This is a genomic window from Streptomyces sp. YJ-C3, from assembly GCF_053891275.1.
This window is the reverse complement of sequence record NZ_CM132685.1, coordinates 8,521,188-8,547,169: the sequence shown is the minus strand read 5'-3', so window position 1 is coordinate 8,547,169 and position 25,982 is coordinate 8,521,188. Positions and strand designations below refer to the sequence as shown.

23 protein-coding genes are annotated in these 25,982 nt (G+C 73.2%); 9 read left to right on the top strand and 14 right to left on the bottom strand.

Going from position 1 to position 25,982, the window contains the following annotated elements; genetic code table 11:
- Nucleotides 1–66 precede the first annotated feature (66 nt).
- The 10 genes from ACVHNB_RS38710 to ACVHNB_RS38665 all read right to left on the bottom strand — a co-directional run bounded on the left by ACVHNB_RS38710 (nt 67) and on the right by ACVHNB_RS38665 (nt 13,800).
- Entirely contained in the window at nt 67–1,296 is a 1,230-nt protein-coding gene (locus ACVHNB_RS38710) for an ATP-grasp domain-containing protein (RefSeq protein ID WP_428953914.1), read from the bottom strand.
- Nucleotides 1,293–2,513: an MFS transporter gene (locus ACVHNB_RS38705; protein WP_428953915.1), complete on the bottom strand. Its 1,221-nt coding sequence runs from the start codon at nt 2,511–2,513 to the stop codon at nt 1,293–1,295. The genes ACVHNB_RS38710 and ACVHNB_RS38705 overlap by 4 nt, the downstream gene beginning before the upstream one ends.
- Nucleotides 2,514–2,516: 3 nt before the next feature.
- The gene (locus ACVHNB_RS38700; protein ID WP_428953916.1) at nt 2,517–3,515 is read right to left on the bottom strand and encodes an AurF N-oxygenase family protein; all 999 of its coding nucleotides are present in this window, start codon (nt 3,513–3,515) and stop codon (nt 2,517–2,519) included.
- 4 nt (nt 3,516–3,519) lie between these two features.
- On the bottom strand, nt 3,520–4,779 hold the full coding sequence (locus ACVHNB_RS38695) for an ATP-grasp domain-containing protein (protein WP_456226969.1): 1,260 nt from the start codon (nt 4,777–4,779) through the stop codon (nt 3,520–3,522).
- Nucleotides 4,776–9,710, bottom strand: a complete 4,935-nt coding sequence (locus ACVHNB_RS38690; protein ID WP_456226968.1) for an amino acid adenylation domain-containing protein — start codon at nt 9,708–9,710, stop codon at nt 4,776–4,778. The genes ACVHNB_RS38695 and ACVHNB_RS38690 overlap by 4 nt, the downstream gene beginning before the upstream one ends.
- Before the next feature lie 14 nt (nt 9,711–9,724).
- Complete coding sequence (locus ACVHNB_RS38685; protein ID WP_456226967.1) at nt 9,725–10,501, bottom strand: thioesterase II family protein; 777 nt, start codon at nt 10,499–10,501, stop codon at nt 9,725–9,727.
- Nucleotides 10,459–10,668 (bottom strand): MbtH family protein, encoded by a 210-nt coding sequence (locus ACVHNB_RS38680; RefSeq protein ID WP_428953920.1) that lies wholly within the window; start codon nt 10,666–10,668, stop codon nt 10,459–10,461. The genes ACVHNB_RS38685 and ACVHNB_RS38680 overlap by 43 nt, the downstream gene beginning before the upstream one ends.
- A 3-nt stretch (nt 10,669–10,671) precedes the next feature.
- Nucleotides 10,672–11,667: a 2,3-diaminopropionate biosynthesis protein SbnB gene (sbnB, locus tag ACVHNB_RS38675; RefSeq protein ID WP_428957627.1), complete on the bottom strand. Its 996-nt coding sequence runs from the start codon at nt 11,665–11,667 to the stop codon at nt 10,672–10,674.
- 38 nt (nt 11,668–11,705) lie between these two features.
- On the bottom strand, nt 11,706–12,722 hold the full coding sequence (sbnA, locus tag ACVHNB_RS38670; RefSeq protein ID WP_428953921.1) for a 2,3-diaminopropionate biosynthesis protein SbnA: 1,017 nt from the start codon (nt 12,720–12,722) through the stop codon (nt 11,706–11,708).
- A gap of 130 nt (nt 12,723–12,852) precedes the next feature.
- A complete protein-coding gene (locus ACVHNB_RS38665) occupies nt 12,853–13,800 on the bottom strand; it encodes a helix-turn-helix transcriptional regulator (RefSeq protein ID WP_428953922.1) in 948 nt (315 codons plus the stop codon).
- Nucleotides 13,801–13,987: 187 nt separating this feature from the next.
- On the opposite strand from ACVHNB_RS38665, the gene ACVHNB_RS38660 reads away from it, so the two are divergent.
- The 4 genes from ACVHNB_RS38660 (at nt 13,988) to ACVHNB_RS38645 (ending at nt 17,478) form a co-directional block, all read left to right on the top strand.
- Nucleotides 13,988–14,281 carry a hypothetical protein gene (locus ACVHNB_RS38660; RefSeq protein ID WP_456226966.1) on the top strand — a complete coding sequence of 98 codons (294 nt, stop codon included), beginning with the start codon at nt 13,988–13,990 and terminating at the stop codon, nt 14,279–14,281.
- 178 nt (nt 14,282–14,459) lie between these two features.
- Nucleotides 14,460–14,639, top strand: a complete 180-nt coding sequence (locus ACVHNB_RS38655; protein ID WP_456226965.1) for a hypothetical protein — start codon at nt 14,460–14,462, stop codon at nt 14,637–14,639.
- A 32-nt stretch (nt 14,640–14,671) separates the two neighbouring features.
- Entirely contained in the window at nt 14,672–15,610 is a 939-nt protein-coding gene (locus ACVHNB_RS38650; RefSeq protein ID WP_456226964.1) for a hypothetical protein, read from the top strand.
- Between the two features lie 35 nt (nt 15,611–15,645).
- Nucleotides 15,646–17,478 (top strand): AfsR/SARP family transcriptional regulator, encoded by a 1,833-nt coding sequence (locus ACVHNB_RS38645; RefSeq protein WP_428953926.1) that lies wholly within the window; start codon nt 15,646–15,648, stop codon nt 17,476–17,478.
- A 3-nt stretch (nt 17,479–17,481) separates the two neighbouring features.
- On the opposite strand, the gene ACVHNB_RS38640 is transcribed toward ACVHNB_RS38645, so the two are convergent.
- Nucleotides 17,482–18,492: a zinc-binding dehydrogenase gene (locus ACVHNB_RS38640; RefSeq protein ID WP_456226963.1), complete on the bottom strand. Its 1,011-nt coding sequence runs from the start codon at nt 18,490–18,492 to the stop codon at nt 17,482–17,484.
- Between the two features lie 126 nt (nt 18,493–18,618).
- Between ACVHNB_RS38640 and ACVHNB_RS38635 the strand changes: the two genes are divergently transcribed.
- The gene (locus tag ACVHNB_RS38635) at nt 18,619–19,299 is read left to right on the top strand and encodes a pentapeptide repeat-containing protein (RefSeq protein WP_428953928.1); all 681 of its coding nucleotides are present in this window, start codon (nt 18,619–18,621) and stop codon (nt 19,297–19,299) included.
- 26 nt (nt 19,300–19,325) lie between these two features.
- On the opposite strand, the gene ACVHNB_RS38630 is transcribed toward ACVHNB_RS38635, so the two are convergent.
- The 3 genes from ACVHNB_RS38630 to ACVHNB_RS38620 form a co-directional block, all read right to left on the bottom strand.
- Entirely contained in the window at nt 19,326–19,835 is a 510-nt protein-coding gene (locus tag ACVHNB_RS38630) for a hypothetical protein (protein WP_428957628.1), read from the bottom strand.
- 68 nt (nt 19,836–19,903) lie between these two features.
- Nucleotides 19,904–20,551 carry a response regulator gene (locus ACVHNB_RS38625; RefSeq protein WP_428953929.1) on the bottom strand — a complete coding sequence of 216 codons (648 nt, stop codon included), beginning with the start codon at nt 20,549–20,551 and terminating at the stop codon, nt 19,904–19,906.
- Entirely contained in the window at nt 20,548–21,873 is a 1,326-nt protein-coding gene (locus tag ACVHNB_RS38620) for a sensor histidine kinase (protein ID WP_428953930.1), read from the bottom strand. The genes ACVHNB_RS38625 and ACVHNB_RS38620 overlap by 4 nt, the downstream gene beginning before the upstream one ends.
- A gap of 227 nt (nt 21,874–22,100) precedes the next feature.
- Here ACVHNB_RS38620 and ACVHNB_RS38615 point away from each other — a divergent pair, with 227 nt between their 5' ends.
- The 4 genes from ACVHNB_RS38615 (at nt 22,101) to ACVHNB_RS38600 (ending at nt 25,976) form a co-directional block, all read left to right on the top strand.
- Nucleotides 22,101–22,643, top strand: coding sequence for a GlcG/HbpS family heme-binding protein (locus ACVHNB_RS38615; protein ID WP_428953931.1), 543 nt, complete (start codon nt 22,101–22,103; stop codon nt 22,641–22,643).
- Nucleotides 22,644–22,783: 140 nt separating this feature from the next.
- Nucleotides 22,784–23,380 carry an ankyrin repeat domain-containing protein gene (locus ACVHNB_RS38610; protein WP_456226962.1) on the top strand — a complete coding sequence of 199 codons (597 nt, stop codon included), beginning with the start codon at nt 22,784–22,786 and terminating at the stop codon, nt 23,378–23,380.
- Nucleotides 23,377–24,504: a hypothetical protein gene (locus ACVHNB_RS38605; RefSeq protein WP_456226961.1), complete on the top strand. Its 1,128-nt coding sequence runs from the start codon at nt 23,377–23,379 to the stop codon at nt 24,502–24,504. The genes ACVHNB_RS38610 and ACVHNB_RS38605 overlap by 4 nt, the downstream gene beginning before the upstream one ends.
- A gap of 71 nt (nt 24,505–24,575) precedes the next feature.
- Nucleotides 24,576–25,976, top strand: coding sequence for a M1 family metallopeptidase (locus ACVHNB_RS38600; protein ID WP_456226960.1), 1,401 nt, complete (start codon nt 24,576–24,578; stop codon nt 25,974–25,976).
- Nucleotides 25,977–25,982: the final 6 nt, after the last annotated feature.

Here is a 25,982-nt window from a genome sequence, read left to right as displayed (position 1 = left end):
GGACGGTAGGAGGCGCTTCTCAAGCGCGGTTCAAGCCGGCTTACAGCGCGGCTCCGGCCGGTCCTGCTACCGGTCCGTGTACAGACCCGCCGCCTCCATGGCGCGGATCGCGGCCTGGTCACGGTCGAGGTCGGCCGCGCGGTCCGCGACCAGGGAGACGAAACCGGGTGAGCTGGCCATGTCGACGGTGCGCCGCACCTCGGCGCCTTCGCGGACGCCCGTCACCAGCCGGTCGTAGGACGGCAGGGCGGTGAAGCGGTCGTGCCAGGCGCCGGAGGTGCCCGCACGGTCGTTGATCAGCCAGACGTTGCGTACGGTCCGGCTCCAGCGCACGTCGTGATCGCGGAAGGCGTGGAAGGCCGCCGGGTCGGTGAGCGCGAGCGCCAGCAGCTCGACGTGCGAGGTGCCGGAGTACCGCTCCAGGACGTCGGGCAGCACGGCGCCCATGAGCCGCGCGCCCGTCTCGATCAGCACGGGGCCGTCGGCGGTGAGCATCACCTCGCTGTGCGCGGCGCCGTCGGTGATGCCCAGGGCGGCGACGGCGGACACCACGTAGTCGACGAGCTCGGGCACGCGCGGGTCGTGCATCGGCAACGGCTGCTGGTGGTCGTAGAGCGGCGCGCCGTCGGGGCCCGCGGTCTTCTCCGACAGCCAGACGTCGGAGACCTTCTGTACGCCGTCCACCGCGACGGTGTTCACGATGTACTCGGTGCCGACCAGGTACTTCTGCACGACGGCCGACGGATTCGGATTGCCGAAGTAGTCGACGCCGGACAGGACCGCGGTGACCGCGGCGCGCACCTCGGCGGCGGTGGAGCAGATGTGCACGTTGTCGGTGCCGGCGCTGGCGGCGGGCTTGACGACGACGGTGGTTCCGGCGGCCCGCGCCCAGTCGACGGCCGTCTCCGGGTCGGTGGCGCGCAGGCTCGTCGGGGCGGCCAGGCCGGCGGCGGCCAGGCGCTCGGCCATGGCGTACTTGTCCCGCCGGGCCTCGACGCCCGTGAACTCGTTCCCGGGCAGGCCCAGTTCGTGGGCGAGGGTGTCGGCGAGCACGACCCCGCACTCCGCGCCGGCGACCACCCGGTCGACGCGCGCCTCCTTCAGGGCCCGGACCGCGTCGGCCCGGTCGGCGAAGTGACCGAGGTCGTGGGTGTAGGAGCCGGGGACGAAGGACGGCTGCAGCCGGGCCGGGGGTATCTCCTGGCTGCGCAGGTGCACGCACTCCACGCCCCGCTGCCGGAGCTTGTCCACCAGCAGGCTGCCGGTGGAGTAACCGTCGATGATCGCGATCTTCACTGCGGGACTCCCGAGGTCTGGAGTGTGTCGGCCGGTACGGCGGCGGCGTCGGTCCGGGCCTGCCGGGCGTGCAGACGGCTGTCGCACAGCCACGCGAGGGCCGTGAGACCGGCGGTGGCCACGCCGACGGCGGTGAACGCGGCGACGGGGCCGCCGTGGTCCAGGAAGGTGCCGGCCAGCGGCGAGCCGATCACGTTGCCGATGAGGAGGGCGCTGGCATAGGTGCCCATCGCCACGCCCTTGCTGTCGTCGGGCGCCAGCCGGCTCACCGCGCTCGCGCTCGCCGACAGCGCCGGGGCGACGAACAGGTTGGCCGGGACGGCGATCAGGCACAGCCAGTACCACTGGGACGCCAGACCGATCGGCAGGCACAGCAGGCCGAGGGCCGCGGTCACCATGAAGACCGAGGGCGGACGGCGCAGCGCGCCGTAGAGGAAGCCGCCGGCCACGGAGGCGACGCCGGCGAGGACCAGCAGCAGCCAGCTCCAGGCGAGCTGGCCGTGCCGCTGGAGCGTGCCGACCGCGGCCACCTCGAAGCCGACCACGGCGACCGAGGAGGCGACGGTGACGCCGAGCGCGCACACCATGCGGGCCGACAGCCAGTGGCGCGCGGCGGGCTTCGGTCCGTCGGCGGGACGGGCCTGCTGCAGCGGCGGGTTGAGCCACAGGTAGGCGCAGCCCGCCAGGAAGAGCAGCGCGCCCATCACGAGGAACGCCACCGTGGCGGAGGCCATCGAGGCGAGCAGGATGCCGATGGAGGGTCCGGCCATGTAGGCGATGTCGGTGGTCATCGCCTCGACCGCGTAGGCGGTGTGCCGGTTCTCCTCGGTGACCAGGCCGGCCAGGGCGAGCCGGATCACGGTGAAGGCGGGCAGCGTGGTCAGCCCGCCGAAGAAGGCCGTGACCAGCAGCGCCGGGTACGGCAGGAGATGGGCGAGCCCCCAGAACAGGGCCTGCGCGAGGACCAGCAGGCCGAGCAGCCGGCGCAGGCCGTGCCGGTCGAGTCCGCGGCCCTGAAGGGGCGCGCCGAGACCGGCACCCGCCGTCCAGACCGCGGCGACCAGACTGCCCGCGGCGAATCCGCGGTCCAGGTTGCCGACGGTGTGCAGGATCAGCACCGAGGAGATGCCGAGTCCCGGCATCTTGGCCAGCAGGCCGATCACCATGAGGGGACGGACGCGCGGCTCGGTGAACAGCTGTCGATAGGTGGAGAACACGTGCTACCGCTCCTCGGTCTCGTCCTGCCAGGGCCAGTCGATCTCGCCCAGCAGGTCCATCTCGGACAGCAGACCGCGCAGTCCGCTGAAGTCGCGCACCAGATTGGTGCGCCGTGCGTCGTGCCGGACCTCGTCGATCATGCGGTCGGCGCCGGCGACACCGTGCAGCGCGAGGATGTGCTCCCAGGTGCGGTAGTCGTTGGCGACGAAGGCCTCCAGGCCGGTGAGCATCGTGTCGACGAAGAACCGTCGCTGCTTCTTGTCGAGGAAGTCGTAGACGGTCTTGGCGAGTTCACCGGTGATCGAGGAGTGGCAGATCTCGTCGCGGTTGTGCAGCTTCACCGTCGTCGAGTTGATCTCCTGGATGTCCGGGTCGTCGGCGAGCAGATGCAGATACGCGCTGATCGACGTCTCGGACACGGTCGCGAAGGCGAGCGTGGTGAGCTTGCGCTGCCAGGACTCGGAGCAGTCGGCCCGCAGTTCCTCGTGTCGCCGCACGATGTGCGGGGCGGGCAGCACGGTGTCGGGCAGCGAGATGCCGCGCTCGTGCCGGGCGATCGCGCTGGCGTTGAGGTGCATCAGCGTGTGGTACTGCTCGTCCACCATGGCCTGGGCGAGCGATGCCTCCAGGGCCGGCCCGCCCAGGGACGGGAACTCGCCCTCGATGACGTACGCGAAGGCGGGATTGGCGATGCGCTGCTCCGCCATGATGGTGTGCCGGTTGTAGGCGAGCCAGGCCCAGGTCAGCATCGAGCTGCGCACCTCGGGCGGCAGCCCCTCCCAGACGGGGTGCCCGGCGAAGGGCACGATCCGCTCGGGGTACTCCGGGCGGTCCGGGTCGAAGAGGTCCTCGAGCCGGGGCTCTTGACGCTTGACGGTCGCACGGCGGTGCCAGTTGCCCGCCAGGCGCGTGATGACGGCGTTCTCCACCGGGTCCGTGGGGTCGTAGGGCGGGAACCCCGGGATCTCGACGAGGTGGGCGGTGTTGGTCAGCGTGTTCATTCAGTCAGTTCCGATGCAAGTTGTAGAACCCGGGCCCGTCCAGATGGCGCAGGGCGTTGACGTCGCGGTCGACGGTCTCCGCCACGGGGTGGACGAAGCCGACCGCGAGGGTCTTCGTGGAGTCGTCGACGGTCTGGACGACGGTGTCGCCGGGCCGGACGAACATCTCCACGTTGTTGAAGCTCTCCAGGGCGCGGACCGTGTCGAGCAGGGGATAGGAACGCAGGGTGCCGCCGGCCGGAGCCGTCGGCCAGCACACCGAGACATGGCGGCTCAGCCGGTAGGGGCGCCGGTGCTCGGCCAGGAAGCGCTCCGGGTCCAGATAGGCGTCCAGGGTCCAGCCGATCTGCGACTCGCCCGCGCCGAGTTCGGCGTAGTACGGGGTGTTGGCGCCGGCGATGCGGGCGCCGACCTCGACCAGGCAGGGGCCGTCCGCGGTGACGATGATCTCCAGATGCGCGGGGCCGTGCCGGATGCCGAGAGCGTCGAGGACGCCGAACGCGTACGCGGTGAGCTGGTCGCGCAGGGGCGCGTCGTGCGGTATCAGATGGCCGCCGGTGATGCGGTCGCGGACCCCGGGCACGGACATCTTGCTGTACTTCCAGACGTCGGTGACCCGGTGCGCCCCGTCCCGGCTGACGGTGTCCACCACGTACTCGCCGCCGACCAGGTACTCCTGGGCCACGGCCGCGGTGTTGGTCTCCGAGAACACGGTCGTCGCGCCCAGGATCGCCTTCAGCGCGAGCGCCGACTCCTCGGGGGTGTCGCAGACGGTCACCCCGTCGTTCGCCGCGCTGCGCAGCGGCTTGACCACGATCCGGCCGCCGACCTCGTGATGGAAGTCCCTCAGCGACTCGGCGTCCTCGACGAGCCGTTGCCGGGCTGCGCGCAGCCCCGCCGCCCTGACCGTCTCGATCATGCGGTACTTGTCGCGTCGGGCGGGCGAGAGCGCGGTGCCGTTGGTGGGCACGCCGAGGGCCTCGCTGAGCCGGTCGGCCAGTTCGACGCCGTACTCGCCGGCCGCGATGACGGCGACGGGCGCGTGCCGCGCGACGGCGTCGACGGTGTCGGCCAGGACACCGCTGTGGATGATGTCGTCGCTGAAGGCGCTGGTGTCGAACGTGCCGCGGTAGCACTGCGGCACCTCCGCGGTGCTCTGTACGCGGACGACGGCGCAGCCGCGGTCCATGAACGCCTGTGCCAGCGCGTAGCTCGACGGATAGGCGTCGACGAGGACGACGCTCGTGCTGTCGGTGCTGCTCATCGCTGTGTGTCCTCCTCCAGGGCCTCGGCGAGGCCCGCGACGGTGGGGTTTTTGAAGACCAGGACCGGGGGGACCCGGCGCCCGAGCCGTTCGCCGAGCCGGCCCGCGACCGCGGTGACGGTCAACGAGGTGCCGCCGACGTCGAAGAAGTCGTCCTGCGGCCCGAAGTCCTCCTCGACGCCGAGGCACTCCCGCCAGACCTCGGCCACCAGCAGTTGCTGCTTGGTGACGGCGCGGCGGGCGGCGGGGGCCGGGGCGGTCCCCGGGCGGGGGTCGGGCAGCGCGTCCCGGTCGACCTTGCCGTTCGGGGTGAGGGGGATCTCCGCGATCGCGGTGTAGCTCTGCGGCAGCATGTACGGCGGCAGTTGCTCTGCGAGGTGGGCCCGCAGGTCCGCCGGGTCCGGGGCCGGGCGGCCGGGATGCTCGGGGATCAGGTAGGCCGCCAGCTGGTCCACTCCGGTGCGCGTGCGGCGCACGGCCACCACGCAGTCGGCGACGGCGGGATGGTCCTGGAGCGCCGACTCGATCTCGCCGAGCTCGATGCGGAAGCCGCGCACCTTGACCTGGTGGTCGTTGCGGCCGAGGAAGACCAGGTTGCCGTCGGGCAGCAGCCGCACCACGTCGCCCGTGGCGTACATCCGGGCGCCGGGTTCCGCGGCGTACGGGTCGGGCAGGTACGCCCCGGCAGTCCGGGCCGGCCGGCCGAGATAGCCGCGGCCTACCGCGCTGCCGCCGACGTACAGTTCGCCGCGACAGCCCGGGGCGACCGGGCGCAGCTGCGGGTCCAGCACGTACAGGTGCGCGTTGTCGGTCGCCCGGCCGAACGGGACGCTCGGGCGGTGGGCGTGCCGGTCGAGCAGTTCCTCGGTGATCGGGCAGAACGCCGAGGTGACGGTCGCCTCGGTGGGTCCGTACTCGTTGAAGACCCGGCACCCGGGTGCGGTGACGGCCAGGATGCGGCGGGCCACGTCGTGCGGCACCGCCTCCGCGCCGGTGAACACCAGCCGCACGGACGCCAGCCGGGGCGCCGGGTCGGTGCGGGAGTCCAGCAGGATCCGCATCTGCGAAGGGGTCGCGTTGAGCGTGGTGATGCCGCGCTCGGCGACCTCCCGCAGGAACTCCTCGGGATCGTAGGCGGCGGTGGGGCCCGCCAGGTGCAGCTCGGCGCCGGACACCAGGCACTGGAAGATCTCCCAGACCGAATTGTCGAACGCCACCGAGTGGTTGAGCAGGGCCCGGTCCCGCTCGGTGAGCCGGCACAGCCGCTGGTTCCACTCCAGGAACCCCGTGATGTTGGCGTGGGTGATCGCGACGCCCTTGGGGTTGCCCGTCGAGCCGGATGTGTAGATCACGTAGGCGAGGTGGTGCGACTGCGCCTCCTCGGCCGGGCCCGGGTCCGTCCCGGGCTCCTGGTCCACCGCCACGAGCCGCACGCCGTCGCCGAACAGGGCCGAGGCGGGGTGCTCCGGATCGGTGACGACCAGCCGGACGCCCGAGTCGGCCAGCAGGTACTGCAGGCGGTCCGCCGGGTGGCCGGGGTCGAGCGGCACATAGGCGCCGCCGGCCTTCAGGACCCCCAGCAGGGCGACCACCAGCTCCACCGAGCGCTCCAGGCAGACGCCGACCAGGCTCTCCGGGCGGACGCCCCTGGCCCGCAGTTCCCCGGCCAGGGCCGAGGCCCGGGCGTCGGTCTCGGCGAACGTCAGCGACCGGCCGTCGCCCACGACGCAGACCGCGTCCGGGGTGCTCCGCACCTGGCGGTCCCACAGACGCACCAGGGTGGTCGGCTCGGGCAGCGGCTCGGCGTGGTCGCCCAGCGAGAGCGCGCGCAGCTCACCGGCCGAGACGATCTCCAGCTCGGACAGCCGGGCCGTGGCGCCGGACACCATCTGCTCGATCACTCGCAGGAAGTGCCGGCCGAGGCCCCGCACGAACTCGGCGTCGAACAGATCGGTGGCGTACTCGACGGAGACGCTGAGGTCACCGGCGCCGGCCGCGTGGTCCGTCACGTCGAAGGCGAGGTCGAAGCGGGCGGTGCCGAGCCGGCCCTCCAGCTCCTTGCGGTCGTACAGCTCGGTGACGGCACCGCCCGGCGGCTCCTCGTGCAGGGCGAACAGCACCTGGAAGAGCGGGTTGCGGCTCAGGTCGCGCTCCGGGCACAGCTGTGCCACCAGCTTCTCGAAGGGCAGCTCCTGGTGCGCGTAGGCCTCCCGCGCGACCTCGCGGACACGGCCCAGCAGCTCGCGCCACGTCGGGTCGCCGGACACATCGGTGCGCAGGACGACGGTGTTCACGAAGTAGCCGACGACATCCGCGAGTTCGGGGTGCGTGCGGCCGCCGACCAGGGTGCCGACAGCGACGTCGCTCTCGTCGGCGTACCGGCCCAGCAGCACCTGCAGCGGGGCCAGCAGCCCCATGAACAGGGTGACGCCCTCCGCCCGGCACAGCGCGCGCAGCCGGTGCGCCAGGCCGGCGGGGACGCGCAGCAGTTCACGGCGCCCGCGGTGGCTCGCGACGGCCGGCCGGGGCCTGCTGGTCGGCAGCTCCAGGGCGGGCACGCCGGACAGCCGGGTGCGCCAGTGGCCGAGCAGCCGCTCCAGCTCGGCGCCGGTGAGCCGCCCGCGCTGCCAGGCCGCGTAGTCGGCGTACGTCACCGGCAGCGGCGCCGGGGCGGGACGGCGGCCGGCGGCGAGATCCGTGTAGAGCTCGCCCAGCTCCCGCACCATCAGGTCCACCGACGCCCCGTCGCAGGCGATGTGATGGATGGTCAGCAGTGTGACGTCGCGGTCCGGGGTGCGCAGCACGTCCGCGCGCAGCAGCGGCGGGCGGTCGAGCGCGAAGGGGGCTCGGATCAGCTCGGTGAGCAGCGCGTCCAGATCCTCCTCGGCGACCTCGGTGCGGCGCAGCGGCACCGGGCCCGGCTCGCACGGCTCGGGACGGACCCGGCCGTCGACGGCGACGAGGGCCGTGCGCAGCGCGGGGTGGCGGTGCACCAGCGCGGACAGGCAGTCCTGCAGCAGCGTCAGGTCGACGCGCCCGCCGGGCAGGCCCAGGACGACCGGCAGGTGGTAGGCGGGCACCCCCTCGTTCAGCTGCTCGAAGAACCAGATCCGCTCCTGGCCGAAGGAGAGTGCGGCGGTCGTCGCCGCGGGGATCGGCGCGGTCGCCGAGGGCGCCGGACCGTCCAGCGCGGCGGCCAGCGCGGCGGGTGTCGGATGCGCGAAGACCGACTGGGTGTCGACCGGCACGCCGAGCTCGGTGCGCAGCCGGGCCACGACCCGTACCGCGGTGAGCGACTGGCCGCCCAGACCGAAGAAGTCGTCGTACGGGGACACGTCGTCGAGCCCGAGCACGTCGGCCCACACGCGGCACACCGCCGCGGTGAGCGGCGGCAGGGGCGCGTCGCCGGGCCGCGGCTCGTCCGTCCGGACCGGGCTGTACGCGATGCGCGAGACGGCGCCGCGGTCGGCCTTGCCCGCGGGGGTGCGGGGCAGGGCGTCGAGCACGGCGTAGCCCTGGGCCACCATGTGGGCCGGCAGCTGCTGCGCGAGGTGGTCGCGCACCTGGCGGGGCAGGTCCTCGGCCGCGTGCGCCGCGTCGTGCGCGGGGACGAGGCAGGCCACCAGCCGGTCGCCGCCGACGGCCTCGCGGTCCACGACCACCACCGCGTCCGCGACGAGCGGGTGGCTGCGCACACAGGCCTCGATCTCGCCGAGTTCGATGCGGAAGCCGCGCACCTTGACCTGGTGGTCGTTGCGCCCGAGCACCTCCAGGGTGCCGTCGGCGGACCACCGTGCGAGGTCGCCGGTCCGGTACAGGCGCCCGGGGGCGTCCCCGAACGGGTCGGGCACGAACCGGTCGGCGGTCAGCGCGGGCCGGCCGAGGTAGCCGCGTGCCACGCCCTCGCCGCCGATCCACAGCTCGCCGGTGATGCCCGGTCCGGCCTCCCGCCCGTCCTCGTCGACGACGTGCAGCCGGGTGTTGGACAGAGCCGTCCCGACCGTGACCCGGTCGGTCACGGCGTCGATCCGGGCAGCGGTGGCCCACACCGTCGCCTCGGTCGGCCCGTACAGATTCCACAGGGTGCCGCCCGTGGCGAGCAGGTCGCGGGCCAGCTGCGGGTCGAGCGGTTCGCCGCCCGACAGCAGCACCCGGCCGTGCCCGTCCGTCCAGCCGGACGCCAGCAGCATCCGCCAGGTGGTGGGGGTCGCCTGCACGACGCTCACCCGCTCCCCGGCGATGGTGGCGGTCAGCAGCTCGGGGTCGGTGTTGGCGGCCCGCGGGGCCATCACGACCGTCGCGCCCCGGGTCAGCGGCAGGAACAGTTCCAGCGTCGAGATGTCGAACGACAGCGGGGTCAGCGCGAGGACCCGGTCGTCCGCGCCGAGACCGGGGCGCTCGGCCACGCTCCGCAGGAACGAGGCGATCGCCGCGTGGTCGACGGCGACGCCCTTGGGCAGGCCGGTCGAGCCGGAGGTGTAGATGACGTACGCCAGGTGGTGCGGCCGTGCCGCCGGGGCGATCGGTGCGGCCGGCTCCGCGGGGAGGTCCTCGACCAGCAGGACGTCGGCCGCGCCGGACGCCAGGGCCTGAGCGCGGTGTTCGGCGTCGCACAGCCACAGCCCGGCCCCCGAGTCCGAGGTCATGTGCCGAAGCCGGTCGGCCGGGTAGCTCGGGTCGAGAGGCAGGTACGCGGCGCCCGACTTCAGGATGCCGAGCAGGGCCACGACCATCTCGACGGAACGGCCCAGGCAGACGCCGACCAGGCCCTCCGGCCCGATGCCGCGGGCCTGGAGCTCGACGGCGAGTGCCGTGGCCCGTCGGTCCACGTCGGCGTAGGTGGCGTGGTGTGCCCCCGCGACGACGGCGACCGCGTCGGGCGTCGCGGCTGCCTGCCGCTCCCACAGTGCGACCAGGGTGGTCGGCGCCATGAACTGATCCTTTCTCAGCCCCGTGCGGGGAAGGTGCGCGTGATCGTCTGTGCCAGCTGCTGTTCCGCGCCGCGCACGTAGAGGTGGGGGGCGCCCGGGAACAGGTGCATGTCGAAGTCGGCCGAGGTGTGCTCGCGCCAGCGGGCGAGCTCCGTCCCGTCGACGCTGTCGTCGTCCGAGCCGGCCAGAACGGTCAGGGGGCAGGCCAGGGGTGCCTCGTCGCGGTGCGTGTACGTCTCGCACAGCGTCAGGTCCGCGCGCAGCAGCGGCAGCAGCAGCTCCTGCAACTCGGCGTCCACACCGCCGAACTCGGCCGTGGCGAGCAGCTCGTCGTCCGGCAGCGTGTGCCGCACGTCGCGGTCCGGCAGGCCGGGGGCGCGCATGCCCGACAGGAACAGGCGGTCGGGCAGGCGCACACCGAGCGCGCGCAGCCGCCGGGCCGTCTCGAAGGCGATCAGGGAGCCCATGCTGTGCCCGAAGAAGGCGTACGGCAGGCCGGTGTGGTCCGCGACGAGCGGCGCGAGCGCGGCCACGGCGTCGTCCAGGGACGTCAGGGCCGGCTCGGCGAACCGGTTCTCCCGGCCGGGCAGCTGGACCGTGCAGACCTCGACGGTGTCCGGGAGGTACGTCGCCAGGCGGTACGCGGAGGCGCCCGCGCCGGCGTGCGGGAAGACGAACAGGCGGCTGCGCGCGGTGTGCGCACGGCTGCCCAGCCCGCGCAGCCAGGCGGGTGCGAGGGCGGCGGCCGTCATCGTGCGGCCCGCACGGAGCGCGGCGTCAGATCGGTCCACACCTGCTCGATGTGGTCCAGGCACTCCTGGCGGGTGCCCTGGGCGCCGGTGGCGGTCCAGCCGGCGGGCAGCTCGCGGCCGGCGAACCAGACCGAGTACTGGTCCTCGTGGTTCACCACGACGATGTGCCGGTCGTCCGCGGCCTGCGGGGCGGGTGAGGTGCTCATGCGTCAGACCCCCACTCCGGTGAAGAAGTCGCTCTCGCTGCGGCCCCGGCCGGCGGCGACGACCCGGTCGTGCACCCACTTGCCGACGGCGAGGTCCAGCACGCCGAGCCCGAACGGCGAGAAGACCGCCGGACGCCCGGGGTGGCGGCGCAGCCGCCCCCGCAGCAGGTCGCCGAGGGTGCCGTCGATGAAGTCCCGGTTGCCGGTGCGCTGTTCGGTCAGGTGCAGCGAGGTGCGCTCGCGTACCGCGTGGTCGACGTCGTCGGTGAAGTTCTGTGCGGCGAGGATCATCTCGGGGGCGAGGTCGCGCAGGGACAGGTGCAGCACCACCGGGTTGTGGGCCAGCAGCCGGGGGTCGTGCAGGTGCGGCTCGCCGGCCACCGTGGTCAGCACCACCAGGTCACAGTCCGTGAAGGCGTCGTCCACCGTGTCGGCGACCACGATCTCGGCGTCCGTGTCCTCGGACATGACGGCACGGAAGCGGCCCGCCGCCGCCGGGTCGAGGTCGAAGAGCCGGAAGCCGTCGATCTCCCAGTCGAGATCCCGCAGGAACCGCCACACGTGCTGGGCGATCAGCCCCGTGCCCACGATGCCGACGCGGCGGGCGCGACGCGCGCCGAGCAGCGTCTGGGCGCCGAGCACGGCGGAGGCCGCGGTCCGCGTCGCCGAGACGATCGAGGACTCCATGCAGGCGAACGGATAGCCGGTCACGCAGTCGTTGAGGATCAGGGTGGCCGAGGCGCGGGGAATGCCGTGCTGCGTGTTGTCCGGGAAGCTGGCGATCCACTTGTTGCCGGCGACCTCGAACTCGCCGCCCAGATAGGCGGGCAGAGAGATGATGCGCGACCGGTCCTGGTGCGGGAAGCGCAGGAACGAGCTGTGCGGGTTCGAGCTCTGTCCGGCGTCGTGCGCGAGGTAGGCGGCGCGGACGACCTCGACGAGCTCGGGGCGGTTGCGGTCCGTCTCGGCGGCGATGTCGCCCGCGCCGATCACGGTCATGGGCGGTGGGGCCAGGGTGGACACGGGGTGTTTCTCCTTCAGTTGACGGCCAGGGCTTCGACGCGGGCGGGCTGTACCGCTTCCGCGCGCAGCTGCTGGAACCACGTGGGGTCGTAGACGGTCTGGGCGTAGGCATGGCCGCGGTCGGCGGCGATGAAGGCGACCCGGGGGCGGTGCGCGCCGGGCCGGTGACGGGCGAAGTAGTCCTGGACGGCGGCGTAGGCGCTGCCGGTCGAACCGCCCGCGTACAGGCCGTACTTGGCGGCCAGGGCGGCACAGGCCTCGACGGCGCGCACCTCGGAGACGATCTCGACCTGGTCGATCAGCGCATGGCCGCACAGCGGCGGCACGATGCTGGAGCCGATGCCGGGGATCCGCCGCTTCTTCGGTGGCCCCCCGAAGATCACCGAACCCTCGGTGTCGACGGCGACGACCACGCAGCCGGGGTAGGCCTCCTTGATCCGCTGGGAGAGCCCGGCGATCGTGCCGCCCGTGCCCACGCCGACGAAGAGGTAGTCGAGCGGGCCGGCCTGCGCGATCAACTCGCCCGCGGTGAAGCGGTAATGCGCGTCGCGGGCATCCGGATTGGCGTACTGATTGGGCCAGTAGGCCGAGTTGAGTTCGCCCAGCAGTTCCTGGACCCGGGACAGCCGGGTCTTCAGGTATCCACCCGCCGCATCACGGACGGACACTTTCTCCACCCGCTCGCAGAGCAGGCGGAGTTGGGCCTCGGTGGCCTCGTTGCAGTTCGGGTCGATGACAGGGACGAACGAGATACCGAGCATGCGGCAGTAGAAAGCCAGAGCCAGCGCGAAATTGCCGGACGACGACTCGACCACCGTGGTGTCGTGCGCTATCTCACCGCGGCCTATTGCCTGTTCCAGAATCCACAGCGCCGAACGGTCCTTGGTACTTCCGGCAGGATTGCAGAATTCCAGCTTGGCGACGATGTCGCACTGCTCGTCCGCCAGAGGGATCAGCGGGGTTCCCGTGAGGCCCCGGCGGATTTGCTTTATCCGTTCGATCAGAAATTGATCAGCACGCCTGTGAAGCATGGGCCGACTGTGGCACGGGGCCGGCCGCGGCGGCTCAACCGCGACTCAAGTGCGGTGCGACAAGGGCCTGTCGGGAAAAGCGAGGGGGTGTCCAACCGTCCACGGCGGACGGTTGGACACCCCCTCGGCGTCACTCGGCGGAGCTGGGCAGACAGCCGCGCCGCACCGCCTGCACACCTGCTTGGAAGCGGCTTCTGGCGTCGAGCACGGTGAGCAGCTGGGCCATCGTGCGGCGTACGGTGCGGGCCGAGACGCCGAGATGGTGGGCGATGGCGTCGTCGGTCAGTCCTTGCGCCATGAGACGGAGCACCTCAGTCTGGTGCGTGGTGAGCGCCTCGGGTACGCGCTCCGGACGGGTGCCGATGAGCTGTCCGGACTGCCACACGGTCTCGAACAATGCGTGAATCAGGGCAATTGTTCCGGGATTGTCGATGACCACGGCGCCCGCACCGGTGTTCTGGCTGTCGGCCGCGATGAGGGCCGTCTGCCGGTCGATCAGGATCAGACGATTGGGAAGCGTGGGAGTGGTACGCACGTGGGCGCCCTGGGAGACGAGCCATTCGGCGTGCGCGACGGTCGCCGCGTCACGGCGAATGCTGTCCAGATACACCGTCCGCATGCGTACGCCACGTCCCAGCAGGCGGAGGTTGAGCGGCCGGGACGCCGCCATGTTCTCCGCGGTCTGCGGGCCGCCGGGGGCAAAGGTGAGGAATTCTTCCTGGACCCGGTCGGTCAGGATTTCGAGATGTTCCCTGATGGCGTCGACACCCGAAAGGAAATGGAATCCCGAGCCGGCCCCGGGGGCGTATTGGTGCGCGAACTGGGCGATGGTCTCGGCGACCACCGCGCGACTCGCCTCCACCCGCTGCTGGTGCGCGGCGAGTTCGGCCTGCTGCTGGGCGAGCAGCGCTTCGAGGCCGAGCAGGGGGTTCACCGCGCGCACCTGTGACTCGTGCGCCGACGACTGTCTGATGAGGGCCAGCTTGCTCAGCCGGTCCAGTGCCTCCCGTGCTTCGCGCTCCGTCAGGCCGAGGTCGTCGGCCCAGTCGGAAACATCGCTGTCCGGCTGCTCGAGCAACGTCCGGTAGACGGCCTCGGCAGCCGGGTCTATTCCCAGTCCAGAAAGCAAAGGGATCCTCCCCCCTGGACACAATCCCGTTCCAAAAAATGCTTGTGGAGTTTACATGAAGGATCTGCGTCCGGGATGTGACGCCGATCGCCCTGCCGAGCCGGGCTTTGATCCGGCCGGACGACGAAGACGGCTTATGCACCTCGTTCATATTCACCTGGGGCCCCATCCGGACGGTCTGCCGTTTCCCGCGGGCACCGACGTGGCCGGGACCGTCGTCCGGTCCGCCGCCCCCGCCGCCACGGTCCGCCATGTCTCCGTGCACACGGAGGACGGGGCGGGCCCGGTCATCGGCCTCTACCTGCTCGCCCCGGAGCCCGCGGCCGCCGGCACGGCCGCGCGCATCGCCTGGTGGAGCGCGGTCGCCGCCCGGCCGGAGCTCGGCGGGTGGCCGTTCCTGCGGGCCGAGCCGGCGCCGACTCTGTCCTGATCAGGACATGGCCGCTGGGACCACCCCGAAACCCCTTCTCAGGCCCCTCGGCCGGGTGTGGAATCCAGTCGTCGGGCCGATCGGCGCCCGACGAGCGACCGAAAGGCCCCTGACCGGGGCGCATGCACGAGGGGACATGACGACGATGCGTCGAATTGCAGCATTCGCAGTGGCGGCCGTGGCGGTTCTGTCGGTGGCGGGAGGCGCCGCCCAGTCGCAGATCCGCGACATCCACGCGGCCACGGACGACGCGGGCTGGCAGCGGTCGACGCGTGACGCCGGCTGGCAGACGCCGGGCACGAACGTCCTGGCGGACGGCGTCGCGCCGCGTCAGTCGGACGACGCGGGCTGGCAGTAGGCCGAGGCGACCGGATCCGGCAGGAGGCCCCGATGACGGTGTCGGCCGAGCGACTGGACGCGGAGCATCTGCTGGCGCTGCGCGGCGAGTTGGAGACCGCCCCGGTGGAGCGGGCCCCGATCTCGGCGCTGCGGGTGGGGGACTCCCCCCGCAGCACGACGGAGGACCCGGAGCACGCCCGCGCGCTCGCGGACGCCGGCGAAGCCCTGCCGCCGGTGCTGGTGCACCGCGCGTCCATGACGGTCGTCGACGGGATCCACCGGTTGCGCGCCGCGCAGCTGCGGGGCCGTACCACGGTCGCCGTCCGCTGGTTCGACGGCAGCGCGGAGGACGCCCGCCTGCTGGCGGTCGCGCTCAATGTCACGCACGGGCTGCCGCTGACGGCGGGGGAACGCAGCGCGGCCGCCGAGCACATCCTCACCGCCCGGCCCGAGTGGTCGGACCGGGCGGTGGCGAAACTGGCCGGGCTGTCCCCGAGCCGCACGGCATCGATCCGGCGCCGGCTGGCCGGCGCCGCCGAGCCCGGCGACAAACGGGTCGGCCGGGACGGCCGGGCCCGGCCGCTGGACCCCGGTCCGGGCCGGGAGCGCGCCGCCGCGCTGCTGCGGGAGAACCCGCAGGCGTCGCTGCGGCAGATCGCCCGCCAGGCGGGCGTCTCACCGGGCACGGTCGCGGGGGTGCGGGCCAGGATGGCGCGCGGGGACGCCTGGGGGCGGCCGGCGGACGGATCCGGGGCGGGGGAGGAGGCGCGGGACGCGGAGCGGCTGCACAGCATGCTGCGCCGCGACCCGGCGCTGCGGTTCACCGAGACCGGCCGCTCGCTGCTGCGTCTGATGGAGGCCGGCGCGGCACTCGCCCGGCACCGGGAGGACATCGCCGCCGGCCTGCCGCCGCACTGCAAGGACTCGGTGGCCCGGCTGGCACAGGAGTACGCGAAGAGCTGGCAGCTGCTGGCCGACGAACTCCTGTGACGGGGACCGAACGAACGTGAGTCAGGGGGAGCTTCATGAGAGTCAACCTTCTCGGGCCGCTCCAGGCCTATGAGGACGATCAACGCGTCGATCTGGCGCCGGCCGCCCAGAAAGTACGTCAGACACTGGCTCTGCTCGTGCTGAACGCCGGCCGGGTGGTGCGCTTCGAGCAGCTCATGGACGAGCTGTGGGACGACGACCCGCCGGCCAGCGCCCACACCGCGCTGCAGACGTACGTCTACCAGCTCAGGAAGCGCTTCTCGCTCGGCAACCCGAGGAGCGGCGGCGCGGTACGGGGGGCCGGGCCGCTGCTGGGCACGGTCGACGGCGGCTACCAGCTGACGCTGCCCGCCGACCATGTGGACGTCTTCCGGTGCGAGCCGCTGCTCGACCGGGCCCGTGCGGAGTTCCGCGACGAGAACTTCGCCGGCGCCCGTGACACGGCGGCCGCAGCGCTGGAGCTCTGGCGGGACGACGCCCTGGTGGACGTGCGCAAGGGGGCCACGCTGCAGGCCGAGGCGGTCCGCCTGCACGAGCTGCGCACCGGCGCGCACCACCTGCGGATCGAATCCGACCTGCACCTCGGCCGGCACCACGAGGTACTCGGCGAACTCACCTCGCTGACCGCACGGGAACCCACGAACGAACGGGCCCAGCGCAACCTGATGACAGCGCTCTACCGCATGGACCGGCGGGCCGAGGCACTTCAGGTCTACCAGCGGGCCCGTGAGCGGATCGCCACCGAGCTGGGACTCGACCCCTCACCCGAACTCCAGGCCCTGCACACGGCCGTGCTCACCTCGGACGAGGCACTGCTGCGCCCCGCCGGACGGCGCACGGCCGTGACCGCCGCCACCCGGGTGCCCTGCCACCTGCCCGCCCCGCGCGAGCGCCTCACCGGGCGCGCCGGCCAACTGGCCCGCCTCACCGAGGCGCTGGCCGGCCGGGCGCGCGGGGACCGCCCGATCGTGGTCGTGGGCGGTGCCCCCGGCACGGGCAAGAGCGAGCTGTGCCTGCACGCCGCCCATCAGGTGAGCGGCGACTACCCGGACGGACGGCTCTACGCCCGCCTCCGGGACGGCGCCGGCCGGCGGGTACGGCCCGCCGAGATCCTCCGCTCGTTCCTGCGTGGACTCGGCGCGACGGAGGAGCAGGTGCGCCTGGGCACGACCGATCTGAGCCTGCTCTTCCGCACCTGGACCGCCGGCCTGCGCGTCCTGGTGGTGCTCGACGACGTGTGCGACGCGCAGGACCTCCTGCCGCTGCTGCCGTCCGGCGCCGGCTGCGCGGTGGTGATCGGCAGCCGCCGCCGGCTGTTCGTGTCCTCGTCGGCGGTCCACGTCGAGCTGGCCGGACTGCCGTTCGCCGACTGCCTGCACCTGCTGACGTCCTCCGTGCCCCACCACCGGATCACCATGGACCCGGAGGGCCTGCGGCGACTGACCGGGTTGTGCCGGGGACTGCCGGGCGCGCTGTTCGCCGTGGCCGCGCAGCTGCGCCGCCGCCCGCACTGGACAGCCCTGCAGGCCACCACCTGGGTGCTCGCGTCCGCGGGCGCCGACGGCGATCCGCTGGGCGTGCGGGCCGGATTCGACCGGACCCTCGCGACGCTGCCCGCCGAGGCGCGGCCCCTGGCGCAGGCGCTGTTGTCGCCCGGCGCCCCCGACCGGCTCACGCCGGTGCTGGCCGCCGCGGCCCTCGGGATCGCCGAACAGCGGGCCGAGGACCTGCTGGAGGAGCTGGTGGAGAACTATCTGCTGCGCGCGCGGACCCCGTGTGTGGACGGCCGGTTCTCCTACGAGTGGGAGCCCGGGGTACGCCCGCTCGCGGCGCGGCACGGGAGCTCGCCGGTCATGTGCTCCGCCTGACGGTCACGGCTCCAGCACGACCTTGCCCGTCGTGCCCCGTGTCTCCAGCGCGTGATGCGCGGCCGCGGCCCCGGCGAGCGGGAAGCGGTGCACGGCCGGGGTCAGGACGCCGCGGCCCGCGAGGTCGAGGGCGGCGAGTTCCAGGGTGCGGATCGGGTTGTCGCCGCCCGCCTTCCGCATCATCGCCGGGCCGAGGACCTCTTCCTGGACGAGGCCGCGGCGGGCCCGTTCCGTCTCGTCCAGGAGCTGCGGGCCGCCGGCGCCGATGCCCTGGTCGGACCAGCCGAAGACGACGTGGTGGCCGCCGGGGCCGAGCAGGTCGAGGGCCGCGAGCGCGGCCGGGCCGCCGACCCCGTCGAAGAGAACGGTGGCCCGCTCGCCGCGCGCGTCGAGGAACTCCCGTGCCAGGTCAGGCCAGTTGGCGTCCTTGTAGTCGAGGGCGAGGTCCGCGCCGTTCGCCGCGGCCTGTGCCGCCTTCGCCGGGCCGCCGGCCAGGCCGATGACCGTGCCGCCCGCGTGCTTCACGTACTGGACGAGGAGCGTGCCGATGCCGCCCGCCGCCGCGGGGACGATCGCGACCGTCTCCGGGGTGACCTCGGTGAAGTTGAGGATGCCGAGCGCCGTGCGGCCCGTGCCGATCATGGCGACGGCCTGGGCGGCGTCGAGGCCCGGCGGGATCTCGTGCAGGCGGGCGGCGTCCGTGACGGCCAGTTCGGCGTAGCCGCCGGGCGCGAACCCGAGGTGGGCCACGACCTGCTTGCCGAGCCAGGACGGGTCGGTGCCTGGGCCGAGCGACTCGACGGTGCCCGCGACCTCACGGCCGGGGATCGTGGGCAGGTCCGGGAGCCGGGGCAGCGGGCCCCGCACACCGCTGCGGATCGCGGTGTCCAGCAGGTGCACGCCCGCGGCCGCGACCGCGATGCGGACCTGTCCGGGGCCCGGCTCGGGGTCCTCGGTCTTCTCGTACGTGAGGTTCTCGGCCGGGCCGAAGGCGTGCAGTCGGATGGCGTGCATGGGCGCTCCCCCGTCGGATACGTGGATCAGTGGCTCCGGGACGCCAGTCTTCGACCTCAAGTCCGGTTGAGGTCAAGGGCGGTCCGGTGCCGGGGATTGTCAGTGGCGGCGGGCAGCATGGGGGGCATGGCAGACAGGCGTGGCGGAGTGGCGAAGGTGAAGCGGGCGCGGCGGCCGGAGGTGCGGCTGCCCGAGCTGGTGCCGTGGGCGGACGGCGGCCGGCTGGAGCCCGACGGGGACTACGACGGCGTGGAGTTCGCCGGCGCGGACTTCGCCGGGCAGGAGGGGATCGGGGCCCGGTTCATGGACTGCGCGATCGAGGGCTGCGGCTTCGACGGGACCGCGCTGAACCGCGCCCGGATCCTGGACTCGGTGCTGACCGGGATCCGGGGCGTCGGCACGGATCTCGCGGAGGCGACACTGCGGGACGTGGAGGTGGCGGACGCGCGGCTCGGCGGGGTGCAGCTGCACGGCGCCGCCCTGGAGCGGGTGGTGATCCGGGGCGGCAAGATCGACTATCTGAACCTGCGCAAGGCGCGGCTGAAGGACGTCGTGTTCGACGGGTGCGTGCTGGTGGAGCCGGACTTCGGGGGCGCCCGCCTGGAGCGGGTGGAGTTCCCCGGGTGCGTCCTCAAGGGCGCCGACCTCACGGGCGCCACGCTGGCGGACGTCGACCTGCGGGGCGCGGCCGAGCTGGGCATCGCGCGGGGCGTGGACCGGCTGGGCGGGGCGGTGATCTCCGCGCCCCAGCTCTTCGACCTGGCCCCGGCGTTCGCGGCGCAGCTCGGGGTGCGGGTGGAGGGGTAGGGCTCCACGGCTCCGGGCCGGTGCGTCTAGGGCTTGACGGGGACGCGGGGGAAGCGGGCCTGGAGGTCCCAGATCGCCGGGTTGTCCGCCAGGTCCTCGTGCATGTCGGTGAGGTCGGCGACGAGATCGTGCAGGAAGTCCCGTGCCTCGCGGCGCAGTTCGGAGTGGGAGAAGGTCAGCGGCGGCTCGTCGCCCGGCATCCAGTCGGCCTCGATGTCGACCCAGCCGAAGCGGCGCTCGAAGAGCATCCGGTCGGTGGACTCGGTGAAGTCCAGTTCCGCGTACTGCGGGGTGGCGCTGCGGCTGCCGCGCGGGTCGCGGTCCACCTGCTCGACGATGTCGCACAGCGCCCAGGCGAAGTCGAGCACCGGCACCCATCCCCAGGCTGTGGACAGCTCCCGGTCCGCCTTCGTGTCCGCCAGGTACACGTCGCCGCAGAACAGGTCGTGGCGCAGCGCGCGGACGTCCGCGCGGCGGTAGTCCGTCTGCGGCGGGTCGGGGAAGCGGCGGGAGAGGGCGTAGCCGATGTCGAGCACGTAAGGGATGGTGTCACGCCCCCGCGGGCCCGGCGACGCGCGGTGCGGGCGACCGGCGGCGTCCCGGCTCACGGCAGCAGCCGCTGCTCCTTCGCCACCGCGACCGCGCCCGCCCGGGTGTCCACGCCGAGCTTGTCGTAGATCCGGCCCAGGTGGGTCTTGACCGTGGCCTCGCTGATGAACAGGGCCTTGGCGATCTCCCGGTTGCCCAGGCCGTGCGCGAGCTGCGCGAGGATGTCCCGCTCGCGGCCGGTGAGGCTGGGCCGCGGCTTGCGCATATTGGCCATGACGCGGCTGGCGACGGGCGCGGAGAGGGCCGTGCGGCCCTGGGCGGCGGCGTGGATCGCGGCGAAGAGTTCCTCCGGGCGCTCGGCCTTGAGGAGATAGCCCGTGGCGCCCGCCTCGATGGCACGGGTGATGTCGGCGTCGGTGTCGTACGTGGTGAGGACCAGGACGTGCGGGGTCTCTCCGGGAGCGGACGTGAGACGGCGGGTCGTCTCCACGCCGTCGATGCCCGCGCCGAGCTGGAGGTCCATCAGGACGACGTCGGGGGAGAGCTTGGCGGCCAGCGCGAGGGCTTCTTCGCCGGTGCCCGCCTCGCCGACCACCTCGATGTCCTCGGCGCTGTCCAGGAGGGCGAGGAGTCCCGCGCGTACGACCACGTGGTCGTCGCAGAGCAGGATTCTGACGGGGCTGGAAGCGTTGCTCGGGGTCATGTCCGCGGGTCCTCGTCTGCCGGGTGTGTGCTGTGTGCCGCGTGCGCGTCCGTCGTGGCCGGTCGCGCGGTTCCCCGCGCCTCTTGGGGGGCCGCATCCAGCGGGACCGCCGCCGAGAGCACCGTTCCTTCGCCGGGCGCCGATTCGATGGACAGGGTGCCGCCGAGCTGGCTCACCCGGGCCCGGATCGCCGGAAGACCGTGCCCCCGCACCCCCGGCGGAGCCGCCGTCGCCGGGTCGAAGCCGTGGCCGTCGTCCGCGACGTCCAGCACCACCTGATCGTCGAGCAGCGTGAGCGTCACCGCCGCGGTGGCGGCGCCGGAGTGCTCCCGTACGTTCGCGAGGGCGCCCTGGGCGATGCGCAGCAGGGCGCCCTGGACCCGGTCGGGCAGGTGCGGGACGCGGCCGTCCTCGCCGAGGGGGTCGACATGGACGCGGACCGTGAGGCGGTCGCCGGACTCGCGGGCGGCGACCGCGCGCAGCGCCTCCGCCAGGCCCAGCGCCAGATCGGCGGGGGCCAGGTCGTGCACGAAGCGGCGGGCCTCGGTGAGGTTGTGCTCGGCGACCGACCCGGCGGTGCGCACGTGCGCGCGGGCCTTGCCCGGGTCGGACTCCCACACCCGGTCCGCGGCCTGCAGCAGCATCTGCTGGCTGGACAGGCCCTGCGCGAGGGTGTCGTGGATCTCCATGGACAGCCGCTGGCGTTCGGCGAGCGTGCCCTCGCGGCGCTCGGACGCGGCGAGTTCCCGGCGGGTGCGGATCAGGTCGTCGATGAGGGCGCGCTGGCGTGCGGCCTGCCGCTCCATCGTGAGGAACACGGCGGTGGCGATCATGGTGACGGCGGGCGGCGCGAGCACCAGGTCCAGGTCCCAGCGGCCCGCGAGCCGCAGCTGCGCGGCGACGACCAGAACCGTCAGGAACGCCGCCAGGCCCAGGGCGGCGCGGGTCGGCAGCATGCGCAGGCCCGTGTAGAAGAGGGGCACCGCGCACCAGCCGAAGCTCGGCGCCAGCACGACCAGCACCACCCACAGGACGACCACCAGGGCCAGCCAGAGCCGCTGCCGCGCCCGGGACCGCTCCGCGATGCCCCGCACCAGGCCCGCGACGTACGCCAGGGCCAGTACGGCGGACAGCGCGATGATCCACGGGGTGCGGGCGCCGCCGGGGTGGCGCAGCAGGAAGCGGGCCAGGGCCACGGCGAGGAGCACGAAGAACGCGGCGTGCATGACGGTGCTGAGGCGGCGGGTGTCCGCGTCGTAGCTCTCGTCGATGTCGAAGATTTCGTCGGTCCGGCCGATCCGCGCCCGCTGGCTCTCCGGCATGGTCCCGCACCTCCCTTCGCGGCTCCGAACTGGGCAAACACTCCCATTGTCGCGGGCCCCCGCGCCCCCGGGGTCAACCGATCGGATGACCCCGGCATCGGCCGCTCGGCAGCCCGCGAGCAGCCGGAACGCCGACGGCCCTGCCCCGGTTCCGGACCCAGGCTGGAGAGCGGAAGGAACACCGGCCACGCCGACCCGCCCTCACCCAGGAACTCAGGAGTCTCCCCATGAAGAAGCTCTCCCGCCGCTCCACCATCGTCACCAGCGGCGCCGTGATCGCCGCCGTCGCCGCCGGTACGTTCGGCGCGGTCTCCGCGAACGCCTCCGCCCCGGCCGCCGCCCCCGCCGCGGACGCCAAGAGCAGCACCACCACGACGACCACGCACCTGACGCTGGAGTCCGCCACCAAGGCCGCCGAGGCCGCGCTGGACGCCGCGAAGAAGGAGAACCAGAAGGTCTCCGTCGCCGTCGTCGACCGCAACGGCAACACGATCCTGACGCTGCGCGGCGACGGCGCGGGCCCGCAGGCCTACGAGGCCGCCCAGAAGAAGGCGTTCACCGCCGTCTCCTGGAACGCCCCGACGTCCGAGCTGGCCAAGCGCCTGGAGAAGGCCCCGACGCTGAAGGACATCCCCGGCACGCTGTTCCTCGGCGGCGGCGCCCCCGTGGCCGCCAAGGGTGCCCCGATCGCCGGCATCGGCGTGGCCGGCACGCCCTCCGGCGACCTGGACGAGAAGTTCGCCCAGGCCGGCGTGGCCGCGCTGCGCTAGTACCGGGTAGGCAGGTTCCCCCAGTACCGGGTAAGCAGGTCCCCGTGCCCCAGTAGGGGCGCGGGGACCTGCGCGACCAGCCACGACGCAACGCGCACCCGGCAGACAGAACGCACCCGGCAGACGAGGATCCGCACGCCATGAACCCCCACAACCGCACCCTCCTCGAAGCCGCGGCCCAGGGCGACACCGACACCGTCCGCAGCGCGCTGAGCGCAGGCGCCGACCCCGAGACCCGCGACGACCGCTACCGCACCCCCCTCCTCCTCGCGGCCCTGCACGGCCATGTCGCCGCCGCGGAGGCACTCGTCGAGGCGGGGGCCGACCCGAACGCCCAGGACGACCGCGACGACAGCCCCTGGCTGGTCACCGGCGTCACCGGCAGCGTCGCGATGATGCGGGCCCTGCTGCCCGCCCGCCCCGACCTGAAGGTGACCAACCGGTTCGGCGGCATCGCCCTCATCCCCGCCTCCGAACGCGGCCACGTCGACTACGTACGCGCCCTGCTGCGCGAGACCGACATCGACGTCGACCACGTCAACCGCCTCGGCTGGACCGCCCTGCTGGAGGCCGTGATCCTCGGCGACGGGGGCCGCGCGCACCAGGAGATCGTGGAGCTGCTGATCACGGCGGGCGCCACCCCCGGCCTGCCGGACGGCGACGGCGTCACCGCCCTGGAGCACGCCGAGCGGCGCGGTTTCACGGAGATCGCCGGTCTGCTGCGGGCCGTACGATGAGGCGCCTGGTCCTGGCCGCGACGGCCGTCGCCCTGCTCGCCGGATGCGCCGCGACCGGCGACAACCCACCGCAGGAAAAGCCGAGTCCGCGTCCGTCGGCCCCGGCCGAGCGGCAGCCCGCCGGCACCGAGCCCGGCGGAAGGACGCCCGACGGCACCCTTCTCGTCACCGACTTCGGCGCCGACACCGTCACCTTCATCGACCCGGACAAGGGCGCGATCGACTCGGTGAAGGTCGGCACCGCCCCCTACGGTCTCGCCGTCGGCGACGACGGCCGGGCCTGGGTCGCCACCGCCGAGGGCGTCGCCGTCGTCGACACCGACCGCCGTACGCGCACCGCCCTCGTCCCGTACGAGACGGCGAACCTCGGCGAACCGACGCACGGCGAGTACCGCGGCGGCGGCATGGGCATCGCCCTCGCGCCCGACGGCAAGCACGTCTACGTGGGCGTCAACGTGCCCGACGGCAACGGCACGCTGGAGGTCGTCGACACCCGCGGCCTCAAGGTGACCGGCACCGCCGACGTCGGCCGCCGTCCCTTCGACGTCGACGTCTCGCGGGACGGCGGGCAGGTGTACGCCACCGACCACGACTCGTTCGACGTCACCGTCGTCGACCCCGCCGACCTCGACGCCACCCGCCGCATCGAGGTCGCCCCGTACGGCACCGAGGGCGGCCTCGGCTCCTGGCTCAAGCCGCACTACGCGGCCGTACGCCCCTCCGACGGAAAGCTCCTGTTCCCCTTCGAGGGCGAGAAGCTCGTCGTCGTCGACCCGGACAGCGGCCGCTCGACGATCGAGCGGATGACGGCGAACACGCACCAGCACGGCACCACGATCACCCCCGACGGCACCCTCCTCGTCGTCGGCACGGGCCCCATCGACCCGTCCAGGGACGAGGGCCCGTCCCTCACCGTCCGCGCGAAGGACGGCAAGGAGAAGGTGATCCCGCTCGACGGCCCGCACGAGGACGTCACCGTCTCCGCCGACGGCCGCACGGCCTACGTCACCGGCGGCTTCACCCGCGACGGCTACTGGAACGGCCTCACCGTCGTCGACCTGGACAGCGGCGACACCCGCCGACTGGCCGCCGGGGACAGGCCGTTGGGCATCGCCGTCCTGTGAGGGCCCGGGAACAGGTCCTGGGGCCGGGCGCGGTCCCGGCCGCGGGGCGGAAGGGGTCATAGGATCACGAGGTGCGCACCCCCCACCGCCTCGTGGTCCTGCCTCTCCTGCTGGCCCTCGCCGCTCTCCCGGCCTGCTCCGGCGGCGTCCACGGCACCCCGGGCGCCGCGGGCCTGCGCGACCCGTACTTCCCGAAGCTGGGCAACGGCGGCTACGACGTCACCCACTACGCCCTCGCCCTCGCCTACGACCCGGACACCCGCCGCCTCACCGGCAGGGCCGACATCACGGCGAAGGCGCTCCAGGACCTCAGCGCGTTCAACCTCGACCTCAAGGGGCTGACCGTCGACCGGGTCACCGTCGACGGGAAGCGGGCCGTGGGCAGCCGCGCCGGGCACGAACTGACGGTGCGCCCGCACGACGAACTGCCCAAGGGCGGCACCTTCCGCACCACCGTCCGCTACTCCGGCGAGCCCGTCACGATCACCGACCCGGACGGCTCCGAGGAGGGCTGGCTGCGCACCGCCGACGGCGCGCTCGGCCTCGGCGAACCCACCGGCTCCATGGCCTGGTTCCCCGGCAACAACCACCCCTCCGACAAGGCCACGTACGACATCACGGTCACCGTCCCCAAGGGCGTACAGGCCGTCTCCAACGGCGAGTTGAGGAGCGAGCGGAAGTCCGCCGACGGCCGGCGCACCACCTACGCCTGGCACGTGCCGCAGCCCATGGCGAGCTACCTGGCGACCGTCGCCGTCGGCCGGTTCGAGACGCACCGCTCCACGACCGGCTCCGGGCTGCCGGTGTACACCGCCGTCGACCCGTACGAGGCCGAGGCGAGCGAGAAGGTCCTCGCCCGGCTCCCCGAGGTGATCACCTGGGAGACGAAGCGGTTCGGGACGTACCCGTTCTCCTCCACCGGCGCGATCGTCGACCGGGACGGCGACGCCGGGTACGCCCTGGAGACCCAGAACCGGCCCGTCTTCCCCGGCGCCCCCGACCTCGGCACCCTCGTCCACGAGCTGGCCCACCAGTGGTACGGCGACTCGGTCACACCGAAGTCGTGGCGCGACATGTGGCTCAACGAGGGCTTCGCCACGTACGCGGAGTGGCTGTGGGACGAGGACCACGACGGCGACACGGCCCAGCAGACCTTCGACGCGCTGTACGAACGCCCGGCGGGCGCCGACATCTGGTCCTTCCCGCCCGCGAAACCGTCCAGCGCCGCGCACGTCTCGGACACGCCCGTCTACCAGCGCGGCGCGATGGTCCTGCACAAGATCCGGGAGACGGTCGGCGACACCGCGTTCTTCGCCCTGCTGAAGAGCTGGCCCGCCGCCCACAAGTACGGCAACGCCGACACCGACGACTTCACGGCGTACGTCGAGAAGAAGAACCCGGGCAAGGCCGAGGCGCTCGCGGACGTCTGGGACGTCTGGCTGTACGGCGACGGGAAGCCGGACCACGCCTGACAGGAC